This is a genomic window from Hymenobacter qilianensis, assembly GCF_014489555.1.
Taxonomy (GTDB): Bacteria; Bacteroidota; Bacteroidia; order Cytophagales; family Hymenobacteraceae; genus Hymenobacter; species Hymenobacter qilianensis.
The window spans coordinates 1240270-1259554 of record NZ_CP060784.1; the positions used below are offsets into that span (position 1 = coordinate 1240270).

Below are 19285 nucleotides of genomic sequence, written 5' to 3' on the forward strand. Positions count from 1 at the left end.
CCCTCCTCAGATGAGGAGGGGAGTTTTCGTTCTACCAGCAGCAACTCATCATGGCTAAAGGATTTCTAACGCACATCATAGATAAGTTCGGTAACGGCGGCTACGAGGGCGACCAATATGGTGGGGCCGGCGGCCACGACGGTAGCGGCCTGCCCACCGGCACGCCCGGCAACTTCATGTTTGCCACCGGCATCGAGTGCTCATACCCCACCATCGATAACGGCCGCACCCGCCGCGACTTGCTGGCCGAATGTGGGCACTACGACAACTGGCAAAAAGACTTACAGCTCGTCAAAGACTTGGGCCTTAAAGTACTGCGCTACGGCCTGCCCTACTACAGCATGCATAAAGGCCCTGGCCGCTACGACTGGGAATTTGCCGATCAGGTGATGGCCGAAATGCAGCGCCTGGGCATCACGCCTATTCTGGACTTACTGCATTTCGGCGTGCCCGACTGGCTGGGCAACTTCCAGAACCCCGAGTTGCCCGTCCATTTTGCCGCTTTTGCCGGGGCCGTAGCCAAGCGCTACCCTTGGGTGCGCTACTACACGCCCATCAACGAAATATTCGTCACAGCCCGCATGAGCGCGAAGGATGGAGCCTGGAATGAGCAGCTGCGCACCGATAAAGGCTTCGTAACGGCCATGAAGCACCTGGTGGCCGCCAGCATCATGGCCAACCAGAAAATTGCCGAGCAGCGCCCCGACTGCATTATCGTGCAGAGCGAATCGGCGGAGTATATCCACGAGCTGAGAGCAAGCCCGTGCTCCCAGATTAAGCTCGATAACAAGCTGCGCTTTCTGGCCCTTGACCTCCTCTACGCCCACCACCCCGACGCCGACGTGCTCACGTATCTGCTCGATAACGGCCTGACTCGCAAGGAGTACGATTGGTTTATGGCCGGTGAGCCGCCCGGCTACCAGATTATGGGCAACGACTACTACGGCCGCAACGAGAAGATTATTCTGCCCTCTGGCGAAATCTGCACCAGCGTGGATGTGCTGGGCTGGTACAATATCACGCTGGAGTACTACAGCCGCTACCGCAAGCCCGTGATGCACACCGAAACCAATGTTTTTGAGGCCAAGGATGCCCCTACCTGGCTCTGGAAACAGTGGGTCAATATTCTCAGAATGCGGGAAGAAGGCGTGCCGGTGCTAGGCTTCACTTGGTATTCCCTCATCGACCAAGTAGATTGGGACATTGGCCTGACGCGCAAAGTGGGCACCGTGAACGCCTGCGGCCTCTACGACCTCGACCGCAACCCACGCCCCGTGGCGGCGGCCTACCGGCAGCTACTCCAAGAGTACGGCCAGATTACGATTGTGCCCCACGGCGAAATGTTCGTAATCACCCCAAAACCAGCCACGTTGAAAGTAGAGATATAATAGAAACCGAGCTTACAAGACCGTCATGCAGAGCGGCAGCGAAGCATGACAGCCTTAAGGTTTTGAGAGGCTCTACGCTTGATTATGTAATAGGCTTATAAGCAACAAAATAGCAGCTTCTGGAAAGCAACGGTTCGATTAAGAATGGCATCTTTTATATAAATGCTTAGATTTTCTTAATATCGCAAACCCGAAATTCTTCCACTTTCCAGCCTCCTCTATTTATGCTTTCAACGAGACGATTTATTCCTAGCCTGCTATTGGGTTTGGGGGGCTTTTTTGCCCTGAATTCCTGTAGTCAGAAAACTACGTCGGGGGTAGCCGGCGACACAAATGCCCCCAGTCCACGCAGGCTACAGAGGTAGCGAAAGTAGCTACCTACCAAGTGCCCGTGGAATATTACACCCTGGACAACGGCTTGAAAGTGGTACTCTCGCCCGACAAAACGGCGCCGGTGGCCACCATCGCGGCCTATTATAATATCGGCTTTCGCATAGAGCCCCGCAACCGCACCGGCTTTGCGCACTTGTTTGAGCACATGATGTTTCAGGGCTCCAATAACCTGGGCAAGATGGAGTTTATTCAGGTGGTGCAGAAGAATGGTGGCATCCTGAACGGCTCCACCCGCTTCGACTTCACCAACTACTTCGAAATCGTGCCCGCCCACAAGCTCGAAACCATGCTGTGGGCCGAAGCCGACCGCATGCGCGGCCTCAACATCACCCAGGAAAACTTGACCAATCAGCAGGGCGTGGTGAAAAACGAGGTGAAGGTGAACGTGCTCAATCAGCCCTACGGCGGCTTTCCGTGGCTGGACATGCCCCAGTACGCCAACAAAAACTGGCACAATGCTCACAACTTCTACGGCGACCTGAAAGACCTTGACGCGGCCAACCTGGAGGATGTGCAGTCTTTCTTTAAGACCTTTTACGCGCCCAACAACGCGGCGCTGGTCGTAGTCGGCGACTTCAATCCTGCCGAGGCAAAAACCTGGATCAAGAAGTACTTCGAGAACATTCCGAAGTCAACATTGCCCCCAAAGTAGATCTGACGGAGCCCCGCCAGGAAAAGGAGCAGCGCTTCAGCAAAGACGACAAGCTGGCCACTAAGCCTGCCCTGGCTTTTGCCTACCACATGCCCGACAAAAACACGCCGGAGTACTACGCCATGGGCCTGCTCGACCAGATTCTGTTGCAGGGCAACGACAGCCGCTTGTATCAGGCTTTGGTGCAGGAGCGCGGCTACACCGGCTCGGTGAGCGGCGGCATCAACTCGGGCCTGGGCAACATGTTCAACTACAACGGCCCTATGCTTTGGGACGGCAGCCTGGTGTACGACAAAACGGTATCGGCCGACTCAGTGGTAGCCGTGCTGGACCGCGAGATTCAGAAGCTCGACAAGGAAGGCGTAAGTCAGGAGCTGCTGGACTTGGCCATTGTGAAGATGCGCTCCGACCTCTATGATCAGGTAAGTCAGCTCTACGGCTTCGGCAAGGCCGATCTGCTGGCTACGTTCGCCCTGTTTGAGAATGACCCCAAGCGCATCAACCAGCTGGAAACCGAGTTTCGGAAAGTAACGCCGGAGCTGATGCAGAAGACCCTCCGCGAATACCTGCGCCCCACCAACCGCACGATTCTGACTATCAATCCATTGGCTAAAAGCTAGTGGTTCATAAGGCTTTCACTTGGTGATTCATTCCTTGACAACTCCCATGAAAAATATAGTTATTGGCCTGCTGAGCGTTGCCTATGCCCTCGGCACTCCGGCGTTGGCCCAAAAAGAAACCCCACCCGCCGGCGGCACTCCCCGCGACTTCACTTTGCCCCTAAGACGGAATTTACCCTGGATAATGGTCTGCAAGCCACCCTGGTGCCCTACGGCGAGATTCCGAAAGTAACGGTGAGCATGATTGTGCAAGTAGGCAACGTGCACGAGGCGCCCAACGAAAACGGCCTGGCCGACATCGTTGGGCGCCTGATGCGGGAAGGCACTACCACGCTCTCCGCCAAGCAGATATCGGAGAAAGTAGCCCGTATGGGTGGTTCGCTCAGCGTATCGGTGGGGCCAAATCAGACCTTTATCACTGGTTCAGTGCTATCCGAATACGGCCCGGAACTGGTGAACCTGATGGCTGATGTGGTGCAAAACCCCGCATTCCCGCCTTCTGAGATTGAGCGCATCAAAAACGACTTTAAGCGTGAGAACAACCTTTCTCGCTCCCAGCCAGGCACTCAGGCTCGCACGAAGTTCACGATGGCCATGTACAAAGGCCACCCCTACGGACGCGACATTCCCACCGACGCCGAAGTAAACGCTTACGGCCCGGAGCAGGTGCGCGACTTTTACACCAAGCAGTTTGGGGCCCAGCGCACGGCCGTATACGCCGCCGGCAAGTTTGACGAAAAGGCTATGCGCGAGGCGGTTACATCTTCGCTAAGCAACTGGACCAAAGGCCCCGCTCCGCGCATTGAGATTGCCAAGCCCATCACCAAAACCGACCTGATGGTGCAGGACCGGCCCGGCGCGCCCCAATCTACGCTAGTTATCGGCTTGCCCGTCGTTGACCCTACGCACCCCGATTTCACGCGCCTCCGTGTGATGAATTCCCTGCTGGGGGGCTCTTTTGGCTCACGTATCACCAGCAATATCCGCGAGAATAAAGGTTACACCTACTCGCCTTCCAGCAGCATAAATGCCCGCTACCGCGTGGGTGAGTGGACCGAAGTGGCCGACGTAACGACGGAGCACACGGGTAACTCGCTCAAGGAAATTGTTTACGAAATAGATCGTTTGCAAAAAGAAGCGCCCACGGAAGCTGAATTGGAAGGCATCAAAAACTACGAGGCCGGCCTGTTTGTGCTGCGCAACTCCACTCCGGCCGGCATTATCGGTCAGCTCAGCTTCCTCGATTTGCACGGCCTCCCCGACAGCTACCTCACCAACCAAGTGAAAGAGATTCACGCCATTACTCCGAAAGAGGTGCAGGATGCGGCCAAGAAATACGTCCGCCCCGATGAGATGACCATCGTGGTAGTAGGCGATAAAAAGGTGATTGAGCCGCAGTTGAAGAAGTTTCAGGCGGAGCGCAAGAAGTCGCTTTAATACGCTTTCCACATTTTAGTAAGAAGGGACTGGCCAGCAGGTCAGTCCCTTCTTGTTTTAGGCTCTAAAATCAGAGTAAACTTTTTTCGTCGTCTTGCTGTATCTTTGCTCAGCTACTTATCCAGAAAGACCGAGGGACTGGGCCCTACGACGTCTTGGCAACCTGAGTAAAACAAGGTGCCAACTCCCATTTTGCCCCCCACGGGCAGAAGAAGATAAGTGCGGAGCCCGCGTTGCGAGGTTCTCTTTCTGGATAAGCAGCGCTAAAAACGCCTTTTTCCAAAGGAGACCTTATGAAAACGACTCGCCCCGCCTCCCCCCTCTACGACATTCTCCAACAGCGCATTCTGGTGCTCGATGGCGCCATGGGCACCATGATTCAGCGCCATCCGCTGACGGAGGAGGACTTCCGGGGCACGCGCTTCGCCGATCATCCCAAGCCCTTGCGCGGCAACAACGACCTGCTCAGCCTGACCAGACCGGATATTATCCGCGGTATTCACGCTGAATATTTCGCCGCCGGGGCCGACATGGTGGAAACCAACACCTTCAGCGGCACTACCATCGCCCAGGCCGACTATGGGTTGGAGCATTTGGCCTACGAGCTCAACTACGAGTCGGCGCGGATTGCGAAAGAAGTTGCCGACGAGTTTACGGCCCGCGAGCCGCATAAGCCGCGCTTCGTAGCTGGTGCCATCGGGCCCACCAATCGTACTGCTTCCCTCTCACCCGACGTGAACCGCCCCGGCTTCCGCGCCGTGACCTTCGATGAGCTGGCAACGGCTTACCACGAGCAGGTGCGCGGCCTGGTGGAAGGTGGCTCCGACACGCTGCTGATTGAAACCATCTTCGATACGCTGAATGCCAAAGCGGCTCTGTATGCCGTGCAGAAATTCTTCGACGAAGGCGGTCGGGTTGTGCCGGTCATGATTTCGGGCACCATTACGGATGCCTCGGGCCGTACGCTTTCGGGGCAGACGGTGGAAGCTTTCTGGAACTCTATCAGTCACTTGCCGCTGCTGAGCGTGGGTTTGAACTGCGCCCTTGGGGCTGATCAGCTGCACGTATATGTGAAGGAGCTGAGCCGCATTGCTGATGTGCACGTGTCGGCTTATCCGAATGCTGGTTTGCCTAATGCTTTTGGGGGCTACGATGAGTCGGCCCAGGAATTTGCGGCCGTAGTGGAGAATTACCTGAAAGAGGGCATCGTGACGGTGGCCGGTGGTTGTTGTGGCACCACGCCTCAGCACATTGCCGAGCTAGCGAAGCTGGCCGAGAAATACCAGCCGCGCCAGCTACCCAATTTGCCCCCACAACGCGCTTGTCGGGCTTAGAGCCATTCGACATCACGCCCAACAGCCTGTTCGTAAACGTGGGCGAGCGGTGCAACGTGACCGGCTCTCGCGCTTTCGCCCGCCTCATTCGCACCGGCGCCTACGAGCAGGCCCTGCAAGTTGCCCGCGACCAAGTGGAAGGCGGCGCCCAGGTCCTCGACGTGAACATGGATGAAGGCATGCTCGACTCGGAGCAGGCCATGACTACTTTCCTCAACCTGATTGCCTCCGAGCCCGACATTTCGCGCGTGCCGGTGATGATTGACTCCTCGAAGTGGAGCGTGCTGGAAGCTGGCCTGAAATGCGTGCAAGGCAAGAGCATCGTCAATTCGATTTCCCTGAAAGAAGGCGAGGAAGTATTCAAGGAGCGCGCCCGCACCGTGCGCCAGTACGGCGCGGCAATGGTGGTGATGGCCTTCGACGAAAATGGCCAGGCCGACTCTTTGGAGCGGCGCATCGAAATCTGTCAGCGCAGCTACGACATTCTGGTAAATGAAGTGGGCTTCCCGGCCGAAGACATCATCTTTGACCCCAACATCCTGACCGTGGGCACCGGCATGGAAGAGCACCGCAACTACGCCCTGGACTTTATTGAGGCCGTGCGGTGGATTAAAGCCAACCTGCCCGGCGCCCTCACCAGTGGCGGCGTCAGCAACATCAGCTTCTCCTACCGCGGCAACGACGTGGTGCGCGAAGCCATGCACACGTCTTTCCTCTACCACGCCATTCGCGCCGGCCTGGACATGGGCATCGTAAACCCTAGCCAGCTAGGCGTATACGACGAGATTCCGAAAGATCTGCTGGAGTTGGTAGAAGACGTGCTGCTCAACCGCCGCCCCGACGCCACTGAGCGCCTCGTCGACTTTGCCGAAACGGTAAAGCAGAAAGACAAGGTAGAAGTAGTGGCCGATGCCTGGCGCAGCCTGCCCGTGGCCGAACGCCTGCAGCACGCTTTGGTACGCGGCATCACTGAGTTTATCGACGAAGACACCGAGGAAGTGCGTCAGCAAGTAGGCCGACCGCTGGAGGTGATTGAAGGGCCGCTCATGGCTGGTATGAACGTGGTGGGTGACCTGTTTGGCGCCGGCAAAATGTTCCTGCCCCAGGTAGTGAAATCGGCTCGCGTGATGAAGAAGGCGGTGGCGTATCTGGAGCCGTATCTGCTGGCCGATAAGCAAGGCTCGGAGCGCCAAACGGCCGGTAAGATTCTGCTGGCTACAGTGAAAGGCGACGTGCATGACATCGGCAAGAACATCGTGGGCGTAGTGCTGGCCTGCAACAACTTCGATATCGTGGACCTGGGCGTGATGGTGCCGCTGGAGCGCATTCTGGACGAGGCCGTGAAGCAAAACGTGGACGTAATCGGCCTGAGCGGCTTGATTACGCCCAGCCTCGATGAGATGGTGTACGTGGCTCAGGAGATGGAAAAGCGCGGCCTGAAAACCCCGCTGCTCATTGGTGGCGCTACCACTTCGCGCCTGCACGCGGCCGTAAAAGTGGCCCCCAACTACTCCGGGCCGATGGTGCACGTACACGACGCATCCCGCTCGGTAGGCGTGGCGGCTAGTCTGCTCGGCTCCAGCGCCGAAACCTACGCCAAAACGGTGCGCGACGAATACACCGCCCTGCGCACTGATTACGCGGCCCGGCAGCGGGAGAAGAGCTACCTGACCATTGAAGCGGCCCGCGAAAATCAATTCAAGGCCGACTGGGAAACCGCGCCCATCACCAAGCCGACTTTCCTGGGCACGAAAGTGCTGGATAATTACCCGCTGGCCGAGCTGGCCGAATACATCGACTGGACGCCTTTCTTTCACACCTGGGAGCTGAAAGGCCGCTACCCACGCATTTTGGAAGACGAAAACCTGGGCGAAGCGGCTACCAAGCTGTTTGCCGATGCGCAGGCTTTGCTTCAGAAAGTTATCAGCGAAAACCTGCTCACGGCCCGTGCCGTGGTCGGTTTCTGGCCCGCCAACACCGTTGGCTACGATACCATTGAAGTCTACGCCGATGACACACGCGAACAGGTATCGACCGAGTTTTTCACCTTGCGCCAGCAGGGCGAAAAAGGCCCCCGCATTCCCAACCTCGCTTTCTCCGACTTTTTGGCCCCCAAAGAATCGGGCCGCCAGGATTACATCGGCGGCTTTGCCGTAACGGCGGGCCTGGGCATAGAAAAGCTCATCGAAAAGTTCGAAGCCGACCACGACGACTACTCCAGCATTATGATTAAGGCGCTGGCCGACCGCTTGGCAGAGGCCTTTGCCGAGCGCCTGCACCAGCGTGTGCGAGAGGAGTTCTGGGGCTATTCGGCCGACGAGAAGCTGACCAAGGAAGAGCTTATTCAGGAGAAGTACCGCGGCGTGCGGCCAGCCCCCGGCTACCCTGGCTGCCCCGACCACACCGAGAAAATCACGCTGTTTCAGCTGCTCGACGCCGACCAGCAAACCGGTATCCGGCTCACCGAAAATCTGGCCATGTACCCGGCTTCCTCGGTCAGCGGCCTCTACTACGCCCACCCCGATTCGCGCTACTTTGGCCTGGGCAAAATAGCCCGCGACCAGGTAGAGGACATTGCCCAGCGCAAAAACATGCCCATTGCGGAGCTGGAGCGCTGGCTCTCTCCAAACCTAAATTATAACCCAACCAGCGTACCCGTAACGGCGCTGTAAGAACGACCAACTCCCATCCTTAGCAAGGAGGGGACGCGGCGCCGCCGCCGCTGGGGTGGTGGAGACGTTGTTTAGTTGTTAAATTGTTTGATAAAAAGCCCCCAGAACGTCATGCAGAGCGGCAGCGAAGCATCTCGCGTGCTTAGTGGGATTAGCAATCAGACGTCAGCACGCGAGATGCTTCGTGACCTCAGCATGACCACCCTTTAAACAACATCAGCAACGAGCCAACCACCCCCGTTTCCGCTGCGCGAAAACATCCCCTCCTTGGTAAGGAGGGGAGCTTATTTACTACCACAACTACTCACCAGCCCGCTGCTGGTGTTCTATATGAAAGTAACTGACCACCTGATCAAAGCCGACGGCAAAACGCTGTTTTCCTTCGAGGTTTTGCCCCCCAGAAAGGGCGAGAACATCCAGAACCTGTTCAGCAACATTGAGCCGCTGATGGAGTTCAAGCCGCCGTTTATTGACGTGACCTACCACCGCGAGGAGTACGTGTACCGCAAGCAGCCCAACGGCTTTCTGGAGCGTAAAACCGTGCGCAAGCGGCCCGGCACGGTAGGGATTTGTGCGGCCATCAAAAACCGCTTTGATGTGGACACGGTACCGCACCTGACCTGCGGCGGCTTCTCCAAAGAGGAGACCGAGAACGCGCTGATTGACCTGCACTTTTTGGGCATCGACAATGTGCTGGCTTTGCGCGGCGACCCGATAAAGTCGGAGCCGCACTTTATTCCGGAGCCCGACGGCCACGCCTACGCCAGTGACCTGATTGAACAGGTATCTTGCATGAACAAAGGCCGGTATCTGGATGATGAGCAGGAAGATACGTTTCCGACCGACTTCTGCATCGGTACGGCGGGCTACCCGGAAAAGCACTTCGAGGCACCCAACTACGGCTCCGATATTCGCTTTCTGAAGCAGAAAATGGACCGCGGCGCCGAGTACATCGTCACGCAGATGTTTTTTGACAATGAGCAGTTTTTCAACTTCGAAAAGCGCTGCCGGGCGGCGGGCATTACGGCGCCCATCATTCCGGGCCTGAAGCCGATGACCACTAAAAGCCAGCTCACGATGCTGCCGCGCACGTTTTTCCTTAACATTCCGGAAGAGCTGGCCGAGGCTATAAGCCAGTGCCGCGACAACGAGGATGCGCGCCGCATCGGCATTGAGTGGTGCATCAACCAGAGCCGCGAATTGATGGCCCACGGCGTGCCTTGTCTGCACTATTATTCTATGGGCAAGTCGGAGTCGATTCGGCGCGTGGCGAAGGAGTTGTTTTGAACAAAAAGCGCGTGTGGGACAACATTAGTAAATAAAACAGTGGTCATACAGAGCGGTAGCGAAGCATCTCGCGTGCTGATGCTGGAGAAGTAAATCAATTAAAGAAAACGTCATGCTGAGCTTGTCGAAGCATCTCTACTGGTTGGTAATTCCAACGAAGCGGGAGAGATGCTTCGACAAGCTCAGCACGCGAGATGCTTCGCTACCGCTCTGCATGACGGCCATCTTATAACAGGCGCTGAAATTCATAAAATCTCCCTGCCGAATCAATAGTCATAACACGTCGCTGCCTTATCTGCGTATATTCTAATTCACAATCTCTGGCTGAAAAAATGACTACGCTCGATGATCTGTTTGCCAGGTTGCAGGAAGCCGAAGTGCCAGCGGAGATTGAAGCGTTGCAGAGCGGCATCTGGCAGATTTGGCTGACCACCCACGACCATGCCCTGGATAAGCATCTGGAGGCCGGTATGCGGGCCCTTTCGGCCGGCGACTACACCCGCGCCATTGCCGACTTTACATACCTGATCGATCACCGACCGGAGTTTGCTGAGGGCTGGAACAAGCGCGCCACGGCCTACTACATGCGGGGCGAGTACCGCGCCTCCTTGCTGGATATTGCCGAAACGCTGCGCCGTGAGCCCCGCCATTTTGGGGCCCTTTCCGGCTGGGTGGCCATGCTGCGCATGCTGGGCGAAGACCGGAGCGCCCTGCGCGTGCTGCGCCGCCTGGCCAAAATCTGTCCGCACTTTCCGGGTTTGCAAAGCCAGCTGCGCGACCTGCGCGACCGCACCGACGAGGACTACTAGGTAGCCATTTAATGCTGGGGGGCTTTTTCGGTCTGAAATCAGGCTAGCCTGAATATCCAACTGGGCGGTGGTTGCGTACACGCCACTATGAAATCAGCCACTCCGTTTCCACTCTCCCTGGCACCTGTTGCGGGCCTGTCTTTTGTCTGCCTTTTCCTGCTTAGCGGCTGCGACACCACGCCCCGCGAACGGCAGGAAATTGTGCGTCAGGAAGCCCGCAAGCTTGATACGCTGGCCGACCGCGCCGGCGACCGCATCGACCGTGCCAGCGACCGCGCCGGCGACTACACTGCCTCCGCCCGCGCCCGCAATCGTCAGCCCCTGGACCCCGCCGCCGAGGCCACCTTTGCCACCGAGCTGCTGGGCACCTATGCAGCCATCGGCCAGCTTACCCCGCAGACTATTGAGCCGGCTTACACCCAGCTACTTCGCCAAACCCGCGCTAAGCGCCGCCAGTGGACCCAGCGCGACTGGGACTACGCTACCAGCATTTATCGCCGCCTGAATGATCGTCTTAAAGCGGTGCGCCTGGATGTAGTCGGACGTGATGAGCTGCGCATTCGGGGCCTGCAAGCGGAGTTTGTAGCTATGGAAGCGGGCCGCGACATCAAGGATCTGGGCCAAGCCGTGAAGGAGTAGCTTTTTGGCGCGTAGCTACGTCGGGCACACTGCTGTTGGGTTACGTTGTATCATAAGAAAAAGCCCCCCATGTTGTACATGGGGGGCTTTTTAGTGTATTTTTAAATATTCATGAAGCCAAGCGCAAAATCACTGATCTACTGCCAGTTGAAGTGATGCCTTACCGCTCTGTTTTCCGGATTTGCAGCGATTCGCGAGGTCTGTTTTCGCTTTATTTATTCTGTCTAGCCGCACCTGTTTCCTATGACCACTGCATCGTCTTCCGCTTCGCCTGTGCTCTCCGATATTGAGCAGTTTAGCTCCCTGTTGGAGCGGCATGGGGTTCATACTGCCCTCCAATACCTGAACAGCCGCACCTCGCACCGCTATACCGGCATTTTTCGCTTCGATGGCGACCAGTTGCGCAACGTGGCCCTCTACGACCGGCGCGACCCCGTGAATGTGGTGCACGGCCCCGATGCTCCCCTCGAGGCCTCTTATTGCATCTTACTAACCCGGCAGCAGTCGCCCTTAGAAATCACGGATGCCGCCACTGACCCGCGCCTCAGTCACCTGATTAACAAGCCCGTGCAGTCTTACTGTGGGGTCCTGATTCGGGATAACGAGGGCAGGCCATTCGGCTCGCTTTGCCACTTTGATACGCAGCGCTGCCAGGAGCGCACCACCGATTTGCCGCTGATGGAAGCCGCCGCCGATCTGCTCTACAACCACCTGCACCCCACCGACGCCAAGTAGTCGTTCAGCCTCACGCACTGCTTTCCGGCCACAGCAAGCCGACTTTTAGCTTTGCGCTTTGTGTCAGAAAGCAATAGTGGCGCGTAGCCGCATGGCCGGACGGTGCATGGTTGTGGTTTCCTGATAGGTAAAGTCTGGACTGCCGTTGAGGTTGTCCCGGCTCGTCGTTTCGTCGCGGGCGCGCAGCACGTCGTAGTAGATTTCCGGGCTCAGGTAGAAGCTTTTATACACCCTGATTTTGGCCCCCAAGCCGGCGTTCAGACCAAGGCCGTTGGAGGTGCGGGTTTCCGTAACATCCAGGCAGCCGCACCTCCCACCCGTAAGGTCGCCGGTGGAGGTGTAGCGCCGGTAATACAGGTCAGTGAAGACGTAGAGCCAGTCGTATTTTTTCAGCGGCGCGTACTGAGCGCCCAGCTTTACTTGCAGCTCCTTGTCGGTTATATCGCTCGTCAGGCAGTCGGCGCAATAATCGTAGTTCGGCTTCACGGTGCCCTGGCTAAAATTGCCCCCCAGCCGCACCCCAAACCGCGTGGGAGTATAGCGTAAGAACACGCCGGAAACCCACTGAGCGGGATTGTTTGCAGGAGAATTGGCGTAGCGGTGGCCGTTGCCGGAAGGATTGTAGTTTACGACTTCGATGCCGGCCTCATAGGCGCGTTTGGTCTGGTTCTGCGCCTGGGCAAACTGGCCTGCGGCCAATAAAAACACTGCTAGGGGTAGCGTCTTAAGCATAATTACAGACATGGGAATGAGGAGGAAGAGAAACCGGGCAGGCGCTGAGCCGTAGCTGCCTGGTACCAAATTGCACTTCGGTGCCTAGCTGACTCTGGGGCGATGAGGCCTGTGGGCCGGCAAATGGTTGCAAACCTCCACCATGATGCTGCGCACGGGTTTTGTACCGGCTAAGTCATTCTCATTCTGATTTCATGTTCGTTTCCAAGTTATTGCTGCGGCTGTTTCTGCTGCTTCCCGTCACTGCTGCCCTGGCGCAGGCGCCGCTTATCGAAACTGCCGAAACCGTGCCCGCCGCCGATCAGTGGCTACAGCCCGGCGACCGGCTGCAAGTGCGTCTGAAAGGCCAGCCGGGCGCAACGGCTACGTTTCTGGGGGCAAATTGATGACCGAAATGCCCCCTACGCTCACCAATGGCCAGCTTGGCATTTATCAAGGCACCTACGTGGTGCAGCCCGGCGATACGCTACCGGATCGGCCCATCGCCTTTGAGCTGCTCACTCCCGACAGTATGCTCACCGTGGCTTTCAGCCAGAACAAAGTGCGTTTTCTAAACCAAAATGCCCCCCAGCTGGCCGTTACGAAGGGCCCCTTGGCTTACCTGAACTATGGCCTGGGTGAGGACCGCCTGGGCGGGGCCAAGATGGGCTACCTCGACTCGTTGGTGGTACTGCACATTACGGGCAAGGTTGGCAACCAGTATCGGGTGCGGCTGGCCGAAAACCAGACCGCCTGGGTGCCTGAGAACAACGTGCGTTTTTTGCCCCCCGGCGGCTTTGCGCCCGCCTCGCTTACTGGCTCCTGGATCGTGCAGGGCGATTCGCTCTACGACTATGTGCGCGTGCCCCTCACCGAGCGCCTGCCCTACCGCTCCCAAGTTCTCACCGAACCTAGTCGCTTGGTCATCGACGTATTCGGGGCTACCTCCAACACCAACTGGATAACCCAGCGCGCCGGCTTGCAGGCCCTCGGCGATGTGCATTATGAGCAGGTGCAGCCCGACGTATTTCGGCTTGTGCTGCATTTGCGCCACCGCCAAAGCTGGGGCTACGGCATTGGTTACCAGAATAATGTGCTGACCGTTCGCGTAAAACGCCCCCCAGCTAAGATGAGTCTGCGCGGCCTGACCGTAGCCGTGGATGCCGGCCACGGCGGCCCCAATACCGGGGCCGTAGGGGCCAGCGGCGCCCGCGAAAAAGACCTCACTTTAGCTATTGCCCAACGTTTGCAGCGGGCCCTAGAGCGCAAAGGCGCCCGCGTGCTGATGACCCGCGACGCCGACGTGAGCGTAGACAACGGCGACAGAATTCTGCGCCTGCGCCAGTCCAACCCCGATTTGCTGGTCAGTATTCACGTCAACTCCTCGGGTAACAAGGCTGTACGGGGCACCAGCACCTACTACCGCTACGTAGCGTTTCGGCCTCTATCAACAGCGCTGTACACTGAAATGCTGGCTACGGGCCTGCCGGGCTTTGGCAACGTGGGCAGCTTCAATTTTGGCCTAAATGGCCCAACCGAATACCCGAATGCCTTGGTAGAAACGGCCTTCGTTTCAAACCCTGAGGATGAGCGCCTTCTCACCTCACCTGATTTTCAGCAGCAGATGGCCGAAAGTATGGTCCGGGGCTGGCAAATTTTCTGCGGGCTAGTCGGCAGCCCGGTTTGCGCGGCTGGCTGAGTCGCAAGCCCGCTGAGCAGTAGGCTACGGCTGTTAGCTATAGTTGTTTAGCAACATTTATAGCTTTTAGGTTGATAATCTGAAACAAAAGCTTCTACCTTCCTGATTCTCAATGCAAGAGACGCATCTGCAGCCTCTGCCCTGCCCCAGCTCTCTCCCGTTCACCTATTTCCCACCACTCTTTTATTACTGCATGGCAACCTCTACCTCATGGCTGGATCGCAGCCGTACCATTGCCGGGCCGGGCTTCAACCGCTGGCTTATTCCGCCGGCGGCCCTCGCCATTCATCTTGCCATCGGGCAGGCCTACGCCTTCAGCGTATTCAAAAAGCCAATGGGAGCCCTTATCAGTGGAGATGTGAACGCCCCGGCTCCTAGCGACTGGACACCCGGCCAGCTCGCGGTCATTTTCTCCATTGCCATCGTGCTCCTGGGTTTGTCGGCGGCGGTGTTTGGCAAATGGCTGGAGCGAGTTGGGCCGCGCAAGGCGATGCTGGCTTCGGCTTTATGCTTTAGCGGCGGCTTCTTTATTTCGGCCCTGGGCGTATCCATACACAACATCTGGCTGGTGTACTTCGGCTATGGCTTTGTGGGCGGCATCGGACTGGGCATCGGATACATTTCACCGGTAAGTACGCTAATCAAGTGGTTTCCCGACAGGCCGGGCGTAGCTACGGGCATGGCTATTATGGGCTTTGGCGGCGGCGCCATGATCGGCTCGCCCCTGGCCGTAGCGCTGATGGCTTATTTCAAAGATTCGGCCCCCATGGGCGTAGCGCCTACCATGCTCACGATGGGAGCTATTTACCTGGTTTTCATGATGTTTGGGGTGTTCACAATTCGGGTACCAGCCGAAGGCTGGAAACCGGAAGGCTATGTGCCCAACACTCAGCATTCAACGCTTATTACGGCGGCCAACGTGGATGCCGACACGGCCATCAAAACCCCGCAGTTCTGGCTGCTATGGGTGGTACTGGTTACGAATGTAACGGCTGGTATCGGGGTGCTCGAAACAGCCTCCCCGCTTATTCAGGAAACCTTTTCCGATGTATCTATGGGTGAGGGCCTGGGTGTAACGGCGGCGGCGGCGGCAGGCTTTGTTGGTCTGCTGAGCTTGTTCAATCTGCTGGGGCGCTTTTTCTGGTCGTCGGCCTCGGATAAGCTGGGCCGCAAGCCTACCTACATGATTTACTTTGGGTTGGGCATTGTGCTCTACGCTTTGGTCCCTACGCTGGCGGCCAATCACTCGCTGGCTTTGTTTGTCATCGTGTGCTGCGTGATTCTGAGCATGTACGGCGGTGGTTTCGCTACTATTCCAGCTTACCTGCGCGACTTGTTTGGCACTATGCAGGTGGGGGCCATTCACGGGCGCCTGCTCACTGCTTGGTCAACGGCTGGCATTCTGGGACCCCTGATTGTTAACTACTTGCACCAAAGTCAGAAGGACAAAGGGCTGACCGGGGCTGAGGCGTATCAAACGGTGTTTTATGTGATGGCCGGAGTGCTGGTAGTTGGCCTGATTGCCAATATGCTGGTGAAGGCCGTAAACGAGAAATATCACTACAAGGAAGCCGCTGCCAAAAAAGTGGCTGCTTAGGGCTCGAACCGGCTTCGGCCATCATCAAAAAAACTTCGCATGGACAATCGCATAAATCCTACCGTTCCCGAACCCGCCGCTACGCCTTCATCGGGCCTGCAAACGGCATTGGCCTGGCTGTATGTCGGCGTGCCGCTTCTGTGGGGCGTTTCCCAAACGTTTATCAAAGCGCTGGACTTGTTCAAATAAGCCCCCCACGCATATTTTTTGCCACGAGAAGCACCTAATCGGGTGCTTCTCGTGTTTTAGCTCAAATCCTACTTTCTATGTTCATTGAGTCAACTGATGGCACGGTGGTGCTGCTGGAGTCATTTGCTAATTCTATTTCGGCGCACCTGGCCAAAAATCAGCTGGAAACGGCTGGCATTGCCTGCTTTATCAGCAACGAAAATCGGCCCTACGGCCCTATTTCGGGTGGCGTACGGCTGCACGTGCGCCAGCAGGATCTGGAAGCCGCGCAACAGATTTTGTCCGAGCACAGCGCCTTGATGACAGCCGTGCAGGATGACGATTTGGACACAACTCAAGCGACTTCCGACTCATCCGGCAGCCTGCTTACGCGGCTGCGGGCGTGGCTGCTTTCGTAGTATTTGCTCTGCTGGAATTGCAGGCCAGAACGACGACCCTTCTTTAAAAATCACCTCATCAACGACTAGGGTACAACCTCGGATTTGGGATATTAAAAATCCTGATAGTACCTTTGCACTACCAATTCTTTCCCATCAAAGGATTGTTTTTATACAGAGGCGCAGAGAGACAGGCTCCGCGAAGCGCCGGCAACCCCCACTCCCCGTGGAACGGTGCCAAGTCCTGACCATATAAAAACAAGTTACCGTGGACTTTTTCAACACCTCCGCCTTCTCCCCGTCCCTCGTTGCTTCGCAACCGTGCTGTTGTATGCGCTCGGTAGGACAAGGTTGTTGTTGATTTCCCCTCTTCCCTTTCCTGCCGGCAACCTAGCCTGACGCTTTTCTAGCGACTGGCTGGTGCTCCTGTTTTCGCGGCTCCGCCTTGTAGGCGCCAGTGCCGAGCACCTCGCTACCGCTATTCAGGCCTTGCTGGCTACGGCCCTGCGGCGCTCCAACTTATTCGGTCTGTTTCATGCAGCAAAAAAGCCCCCAGCTTTTACTGCCGTTGGCAACGCGCCGATTTCCAATGTTTTCACTTACTTACTATAGCACCTAACATGTCTGATTTACAGAAGCCTATCGGCATTTATTATGAGCACCCCGAATGGTTTAAGCCCTTATTTGCGGAGCTGGACCGCCGCGGTTTGCCCTACGAAAAGATTGACGCTGCCCATCACCTGTTTGACCCCGCCGAGAAGGAAAGCCGCTATAGCCTGGTGGTGAATCGGATGAGCTCTTCGGCTTATCTGCGCGGACACGGACAAGGCATTTTTCACACCGCCGGCTTCGCTACTCACCTGGAGCGACTGGGCGTGCGTATCATCAACGGCTCGGCGGCTACGGCTATTGAGACGAATAAGGCGCGCCAACTCTCCCTGTTCGAGTCATTGGGGCTGAGCTACCCGAAGTCGTTCGTGATAAACCACGCCTCGCGGGCCGTGGATGCGGCTAAGCAGCTGCGCTTTCCTATTGTGGTGAAGGTGAACATTGGCGGCAGCGGCGCGGGCATTATTCGCTTCGATACGCCCGAAGGCCTGCAAGCAGCCGTGGACGCGAATCAAATTGATCTGGGCATCGACCAAACGGCGTTGGTGCAGGAGTACGTGACGCCGCGTGGGGGGCATATTACCCGCGTGGAAACCCTGGATGGCAAGTTTTTATACGCCATGAAGGTGTACACGACGGGCGAGAGCTTTAACCTTTGCCCAGCCGAAATCTGCCAGATACCCGACGAGCCTACGGCCGGCGACTTCTGCCTGACCGAAGCACCCAAGAAAGGCATTCAGGTGGAAGCTACTACGCCGCCCGATGAGATAATTGAGGCCGTGGAGCGCATAGTGGCTTCCGCCAAAATCGACGTGGGTGGCATCGAGTATCTGATTGATGACCGCACCGGCGAGGCACTGTTCTACGACATCAATGCCTTATCCAACTTCGTGGCCGACGCCGTGAACGTGGTAGGCTTTGACCCTTACGCCCGCTTCGTGGACTACCTGGAGCAGCAACTCGAATTGACCACCGCAAACGCTCTGACAATATGAAATTCGGGTATTGGCTTCCCATTTTTGGCGGTTGGCTCCGCAATGTCCCTGATGAGCAAATGCCTACGTCGTGGGACTATGTAAAACAGCTGGCCCAGCGCAGCGAGGACTGGGGCTACAGCCTCACGCTGATTGCTGAGCTGTATTTGAACGATATCAAAGGTCAGGAAGCACCGGCCCTCGAAGCTTGGAGCACAGCCGCAGCCCTGGCAGCCTCGACCAGAGAGCTGGAAATAATGGTGGCGGTGCGGCCTACTTTTCATAACCCGGCTTTACTGGCCAAACAAGCCGCCAACATCGATCTGATTGCACCGGGCCGCTTGTCGCTGAACGTGGTATCGTCGTGGTGGCGCGACGAGGCGACCAAGTACGGCTTGCACTTCGAGCAGCACGACGACCGCTACGCCCGCACCAAAGAGTGGCTGGATGTGGTGACCAACGTGTGGGAAAAGGACCATTTTTCCTACGAAGGCAAGTATTATCAGCTGACTGACAACGTGTTGCAGCCTAAGCCTGCCAAGAAGCCCTTCCTGTACGCAGGGGGCGAATCGGAGGCGGCCAAGGATCTTATTTCCTCGCAGTGCGACGGCTACGTGATGCACGGCGACTCGCCGGAGCAAATTGGCCAGCGCATTGCCGACATGCGTCGCCGTCGTGAGCAGAAAAATTTGCCCCCCATGAAGTTTGGGGTGGCCGGCTACAGCATCGTGCGCGACAGCGAGCAGGAAGTGAAGCGCGAGCTCGACCGTATTACCAACGTACAGGCTTCGGCCGCGGGCTACGGCAACTACCAGCAGTGGCTGGCCGGCACGCAGCTGGAGCAGCAAGTGTCGCTACAAGATTACTCAGTATCCAACCGCGGCCTGCGCACTGGCCTCACCGGCACGCCCGCCCAGATTCAGGACCGCATTGGCGCATACGAAGCTGTGGGCGTTGATTTCTTCCTGTTGCAATGCAGCCCACAACTAGAGGAAATGGAGCGGTTCTCGGAATCAGTGATTCATGTGCTGGCGTAGCTGACTTTTTTCTCGCATCGATAGCCACAGCTGAAAGACTACTTTAAAAAGGCGGTCATGCAGAGCGACAGCGAAGCATCTCGCGTGTTTAGTGAGAATACTAACCTCACATCAGCACGCCAGATG

Annotated in this window: 19 protein-coding genes and 2 riboswitches; of the genes, 18 read left to right on the plus strand and 1 reads right to left on the minus strand. The window is 57.1% G+C overall.

Features of this window, described 5'->3' with window-relative positions; genetic code table 11:
* The first annotated feature begins 47 nt into the window (after nt 1–47).
* The 10 genes from H9L05_RS05745 to H9L05_RS05785 all read left to right on the plus strand — a co-directional run bounded on the left by H9L05_RS05745 (nt 48) and on the right by H9L05_RS05785 (nt 11966).
* The gene (locus H9L05_RS05745) at nt 48–1388 is read left to right on the plus strand and encodes a family 1 glycosylhydrolase (protein WP_223284913.1); all 1341 of its coding nucleotides are present in this window, start codon (nt 48–50) and stop codon (nt 1386–1388) included.
* Nucleotides 1389–1773: 385 nt separating this feature from the next.
* Nucleotides 1774–2433 carry a M16 family metallopeptidase gene (locus H9L05_RS24840; RefSeq protein ID WP_262892633.1) on the plus strand — a complete coding sequence of 220 codons (660 nt, stop codon included), beginning with the start codon at nt 1774–1776 and terminating at the stop codon, nt 2431–2433.
* A gap of 2 nt (nt 2434–2435) precedes the next feature.
* Nucleotides 2436–3053, plus strand: a complete 618-nt coding sequence (locus H9L05_RS24845) for a M16 family metallopeptidase (protein WP_394368484.1) — start codon at nt 2436–2438, stop codon at nt 3051–3053.
* Nucleotides 3054–3257: 204 nt separating this feature from the next.
* On the plus strand, nt 3258–4490 hold the full coding sequence (locus H9L05_RS05755) for a M16 family metallopeptidase (RefSeq protein WP_223284751.1): 1233 nt from the start codon (nt 3258–3260) through the stop codon (nt 4488–4490).
* A 114-nt stretch (nt 4491–4604) separates the two neighbouring features.
* A riboswitch (SAM riboswitch) is annotated at nt 4605–4712 on the plus strand.
* Nucleotides 4713–4783: 71 nt separating this feature from the next.
* Complete coding sequence (locus H9L05_RS26745) at nt 4784–5824, plus strand: homocysteine S-methyltransferase family protein (protein WP_187733379.1); 1041 nt, start codon at nt 4784–4786, stop codon at nt 5822–5824.
* Entirely contained in the window at nt 5719–8496 is a 2778-nt protein-coding gene (metH, locus tag H9L05_RS05765) for a methionine synthase (protein ID WP_187733380.1), read from the plus strand. Before H9L05_RS26745 ends, metH begins: the two co-directional genes overlap by 106 nt.
* 330 nt (nt 8497–8826) lie before the next feature.
* On the plus strand, nt 8827–9783 hold the full coding sequence (gene metF, locus H9L05_RS05770; protein WP_187733381.1) for a methylenetetrahydrofolate reductase [NAD(P)H]: 957 nt from the start codon (nt 8827–8829) through the stop codon (nt 9781–9783).
* A 332-nt stretch (nt 9784–10115) separates the two neighbouring features.
* A complete protein-coding gene (locus H9L05_RS05775) occupies nt 10116–10592 on the plus strand; it encodes a tetratricopeptide repeat protein (protein WP_187733382.1) in 477 nt (158 codons plus the stop codon).
* Nucleotides 10593–10679: 87 nt separating this feature from the next.
* Complete coding sequence (locus H9L05_RS05780) at nt 10680–11231, plus strand: hypothetical protein (RefSeq protein WP_187733383.1); 552 nt, start codon at nt 10680–10682, stop codon at nt 11229–11231.
* Between the two features lie 243 nt (nt 11232–11474).
* Nucleotides 11475–11966: a GAF domain-containing protein gene (locus H9L05_RS05785; RefSeq protein ID WP_187733384.1), complete on the plus strand. Its 492-nt coding sequence runs from the start codon at nt 11475–11477 to the stop codon at nt 11964–11966.
* Nucleotides 11967–12029: 63 nt separating this feature from the next.
* Here H9L05_RS05785 and H9L05_RS05790 read toward each other — a convergent pair whose 3' ends face one another.
* The gene (locus H9L05_RS05790; RefSeq protein ID WP_187733385.1) at nt 12030–12698 is read right to left on the minus strand and encodes an outer membrane beta-barrel protein; all 669 of its coding nucleotides are present in this window, start codon (nt 12696–12698) and stop codon (nt 12030–12032) included.
* Between the two features lie 194 nt (nt 12699–12892).
* Here H9L05_RS05790 and H9L05_RS05795 point away from each other — a divergent pair, with 194 nt between their 5' ends.
* From H9L05_RS05795 to H9L05_RS05830, 8 genes are all read left to right on the plus strand, one after another.
* Nucleotides 12893–13084 carry a hypothetical protein gene (locus tag H9L05_RS05795; protein WP_187733386.1) on the plus strand — a complete coding sequence of 64 codons (192 nt, stop codon included), beginning with the start codon at nt 12893–12895 and terminating at the stop codon, nt 13082–13084.
* Nucleotides 13084–14376, plus strand: a complete 1293-nt coding sequence (locus H9L05_RS05800; RefSeq protein ID WP_187733387.1) for an N-acetylmuramoyl-L-alanine amidase — start codon at nt 13084–13086, stop codon at nt 14374–14376. The genes H9L05_RS05795 and H9L05_RS05800 overlap by 1 nt, the downstream gene beginning before the upstream one ends.
* 193 nt (nt 14377–14569) lie before the next feature.
* Nucleotides 14570–15973: an L-lactate MFS transporter gene (locus H9L05_RS05805; RefSeq protein ID WP_187733388.1), complete on the plus strand. Its 1404-nt coding sequence runs from the start codon at nt 14570–14572 to the stop codon at nt 15971–15973.
* Nucleotides 15974–16012: 39 nt separating this feature from the next.
* Complete coding sequence (locus tag H9L05_RS05810; RefSeq protein ID WP_187734371.1) at nt 16013–16162, plus strand: MFS transporter small subunit; 150 nt, start codon at nt 16013–16015, stop codon at nt 16160–16162.
* 77 nt (nt 16163–16239) lie between these two features.
* On the plus strand, nt 16240–16560 hold the full coding sequence (locus tag H9L05_RS05815) for a putative signal transducing protein (RefSeq protein WP_187733389.1): 321 nt from the start codon (nt 16240–16242) through the stop codon (nt 16558–16560).
* Nucleotides 16561–16706: 146 nt separating this feature from the next.
* A riboswitch (SAM riboswitch) is annotated at nt 16707–16798 on the plus strand.
* 161 nt (nt 16799–16959) lie between these two features.
* Nucleotides 16960–17151, plus strand: a complete 192-nt coding sequence (locus H9L05_RS05820; RefSeq protein ID WP_187733390.1) for a hypothetical protein — start codon at nt 16960–16962, stop codon at nt 17149–17151.
* Between the two features lie 8 nt (nt 17152–17159).
* Nucleotides 17160–18143, plus strand: coding sequence for an ATP-grasp domain-containing protein (locus tag H9L05_RS05825; RefSeq protein WP_187733391.1), 984 nt, complete (start codon nt 17160–17162; stop codon nt 18141–18143).
* A complete protein-coding gene (locus H9L05_RS05830; RefSeq protein WP_187733392.1) occupies nt 18140–19159 on the plus strand; it encodes an LLM class flavin-dependent oxidoreductase in 1020 nt (339 codons plus the stop codon). The genes H9L05_RS05825 and H9L05_RS05830 overlap by 4 nt, the downstream gene beginning before the upstream one ends.
* Nucleotides 19160–19285: the final 126 nt, after the last annotated feature.

Bases quoted from the DNA above. Each gene is read 5' to 3' on its own strand.
- H9L05_RS26745 (WP_187733379.1), top strand. From the start codon at position 4,784: ATGAAAACGACTCGCCCCGCCTCCCCCCTCTACGACATTCTCCAACAG.
- metF (WP_187733381.1), top strand. From the start codon at position 8,827: ATGAAAGTAACTGACCACCTGATCAAAGCCGACGGCAAAACGCTGTTT.
- H9L05_RS05775 (WP_187733382.1), top strand. From the start codon at position 10,116: ATGACTACGCTCGATGATCTGTTTGCCAGGTTGCAGGAAGCCGAAGTG.
- H9L05_RS05780 (WP_187733383.1), top strand. From the start codon at position 10,680: ATGAAATCAGCCACTCCGTTTCCACTCTCCCTGGCACCTGTTGCGGGC.
- H9L05_RS05785 (WP_187733384.1), top strand. From the start codon at position 11,475: ATGACCACTGCATCGTCTTCCGCTTCGCCTGTGCTCTCCGATATTGAG.
- H9L05_RS05790 (WP_187733385.1), bottom strand. From the start codon at position 12,698: ATGCTTAAGACGCTACCCCTAGCAGTGTTTTTATTGGCCGCAGGCCAG.
- H9L05_RS05795 (WP_187733386.1), top strand. From the start codon at position 12,893: ATGTTCGTTTCCAAGTTATTGCTGCGGCTGTTTCTGCTGCTTCCCGTC.
- H9L05_RS05800 (WP_187733387.1), top strand. From the start codon at position 13,084: ATGACCGAAATGCCCCCTACGCTCACCAATGGCCAGCTTGGCATTTAT.
- H9L05_RS05805 (WP_187733388.1), top strand. From the start codon at position 14,570: ATGGCAACCTCTACCTCATGGCTGGATCGCAGCCGTACCATTGCCGGG.
- H9L05_RS05810 (WP_187734371.1), top strand. From the start codon at position 16,013: ATGGACAATCGCATAAATCCTACCGTTCCCGAACCCGCCGCTACGCCT.
- H9L05_RS05815 (WP_187733389.1), top strand. From the start codon at position 16,240: ATGTTCATTGAGTCAACTGATGGCACGGTGGTGCTGCTGGAGTCATTT.
- H9L05_RS05825 (WP_187733391.1), top strand. From the start codon at position 17,160: ATGTCTGATTTACAGAAGCCTATCGGCATTTATTATGAGCACCCCGAA.
- H9L05_RS05830 (WP_187733392.1), top strand. From the start codon at position 18,140: ATGAAATTCGGGTATTGGCTTCCCATTTTTGGCGGTTGGCTCCGCAAT.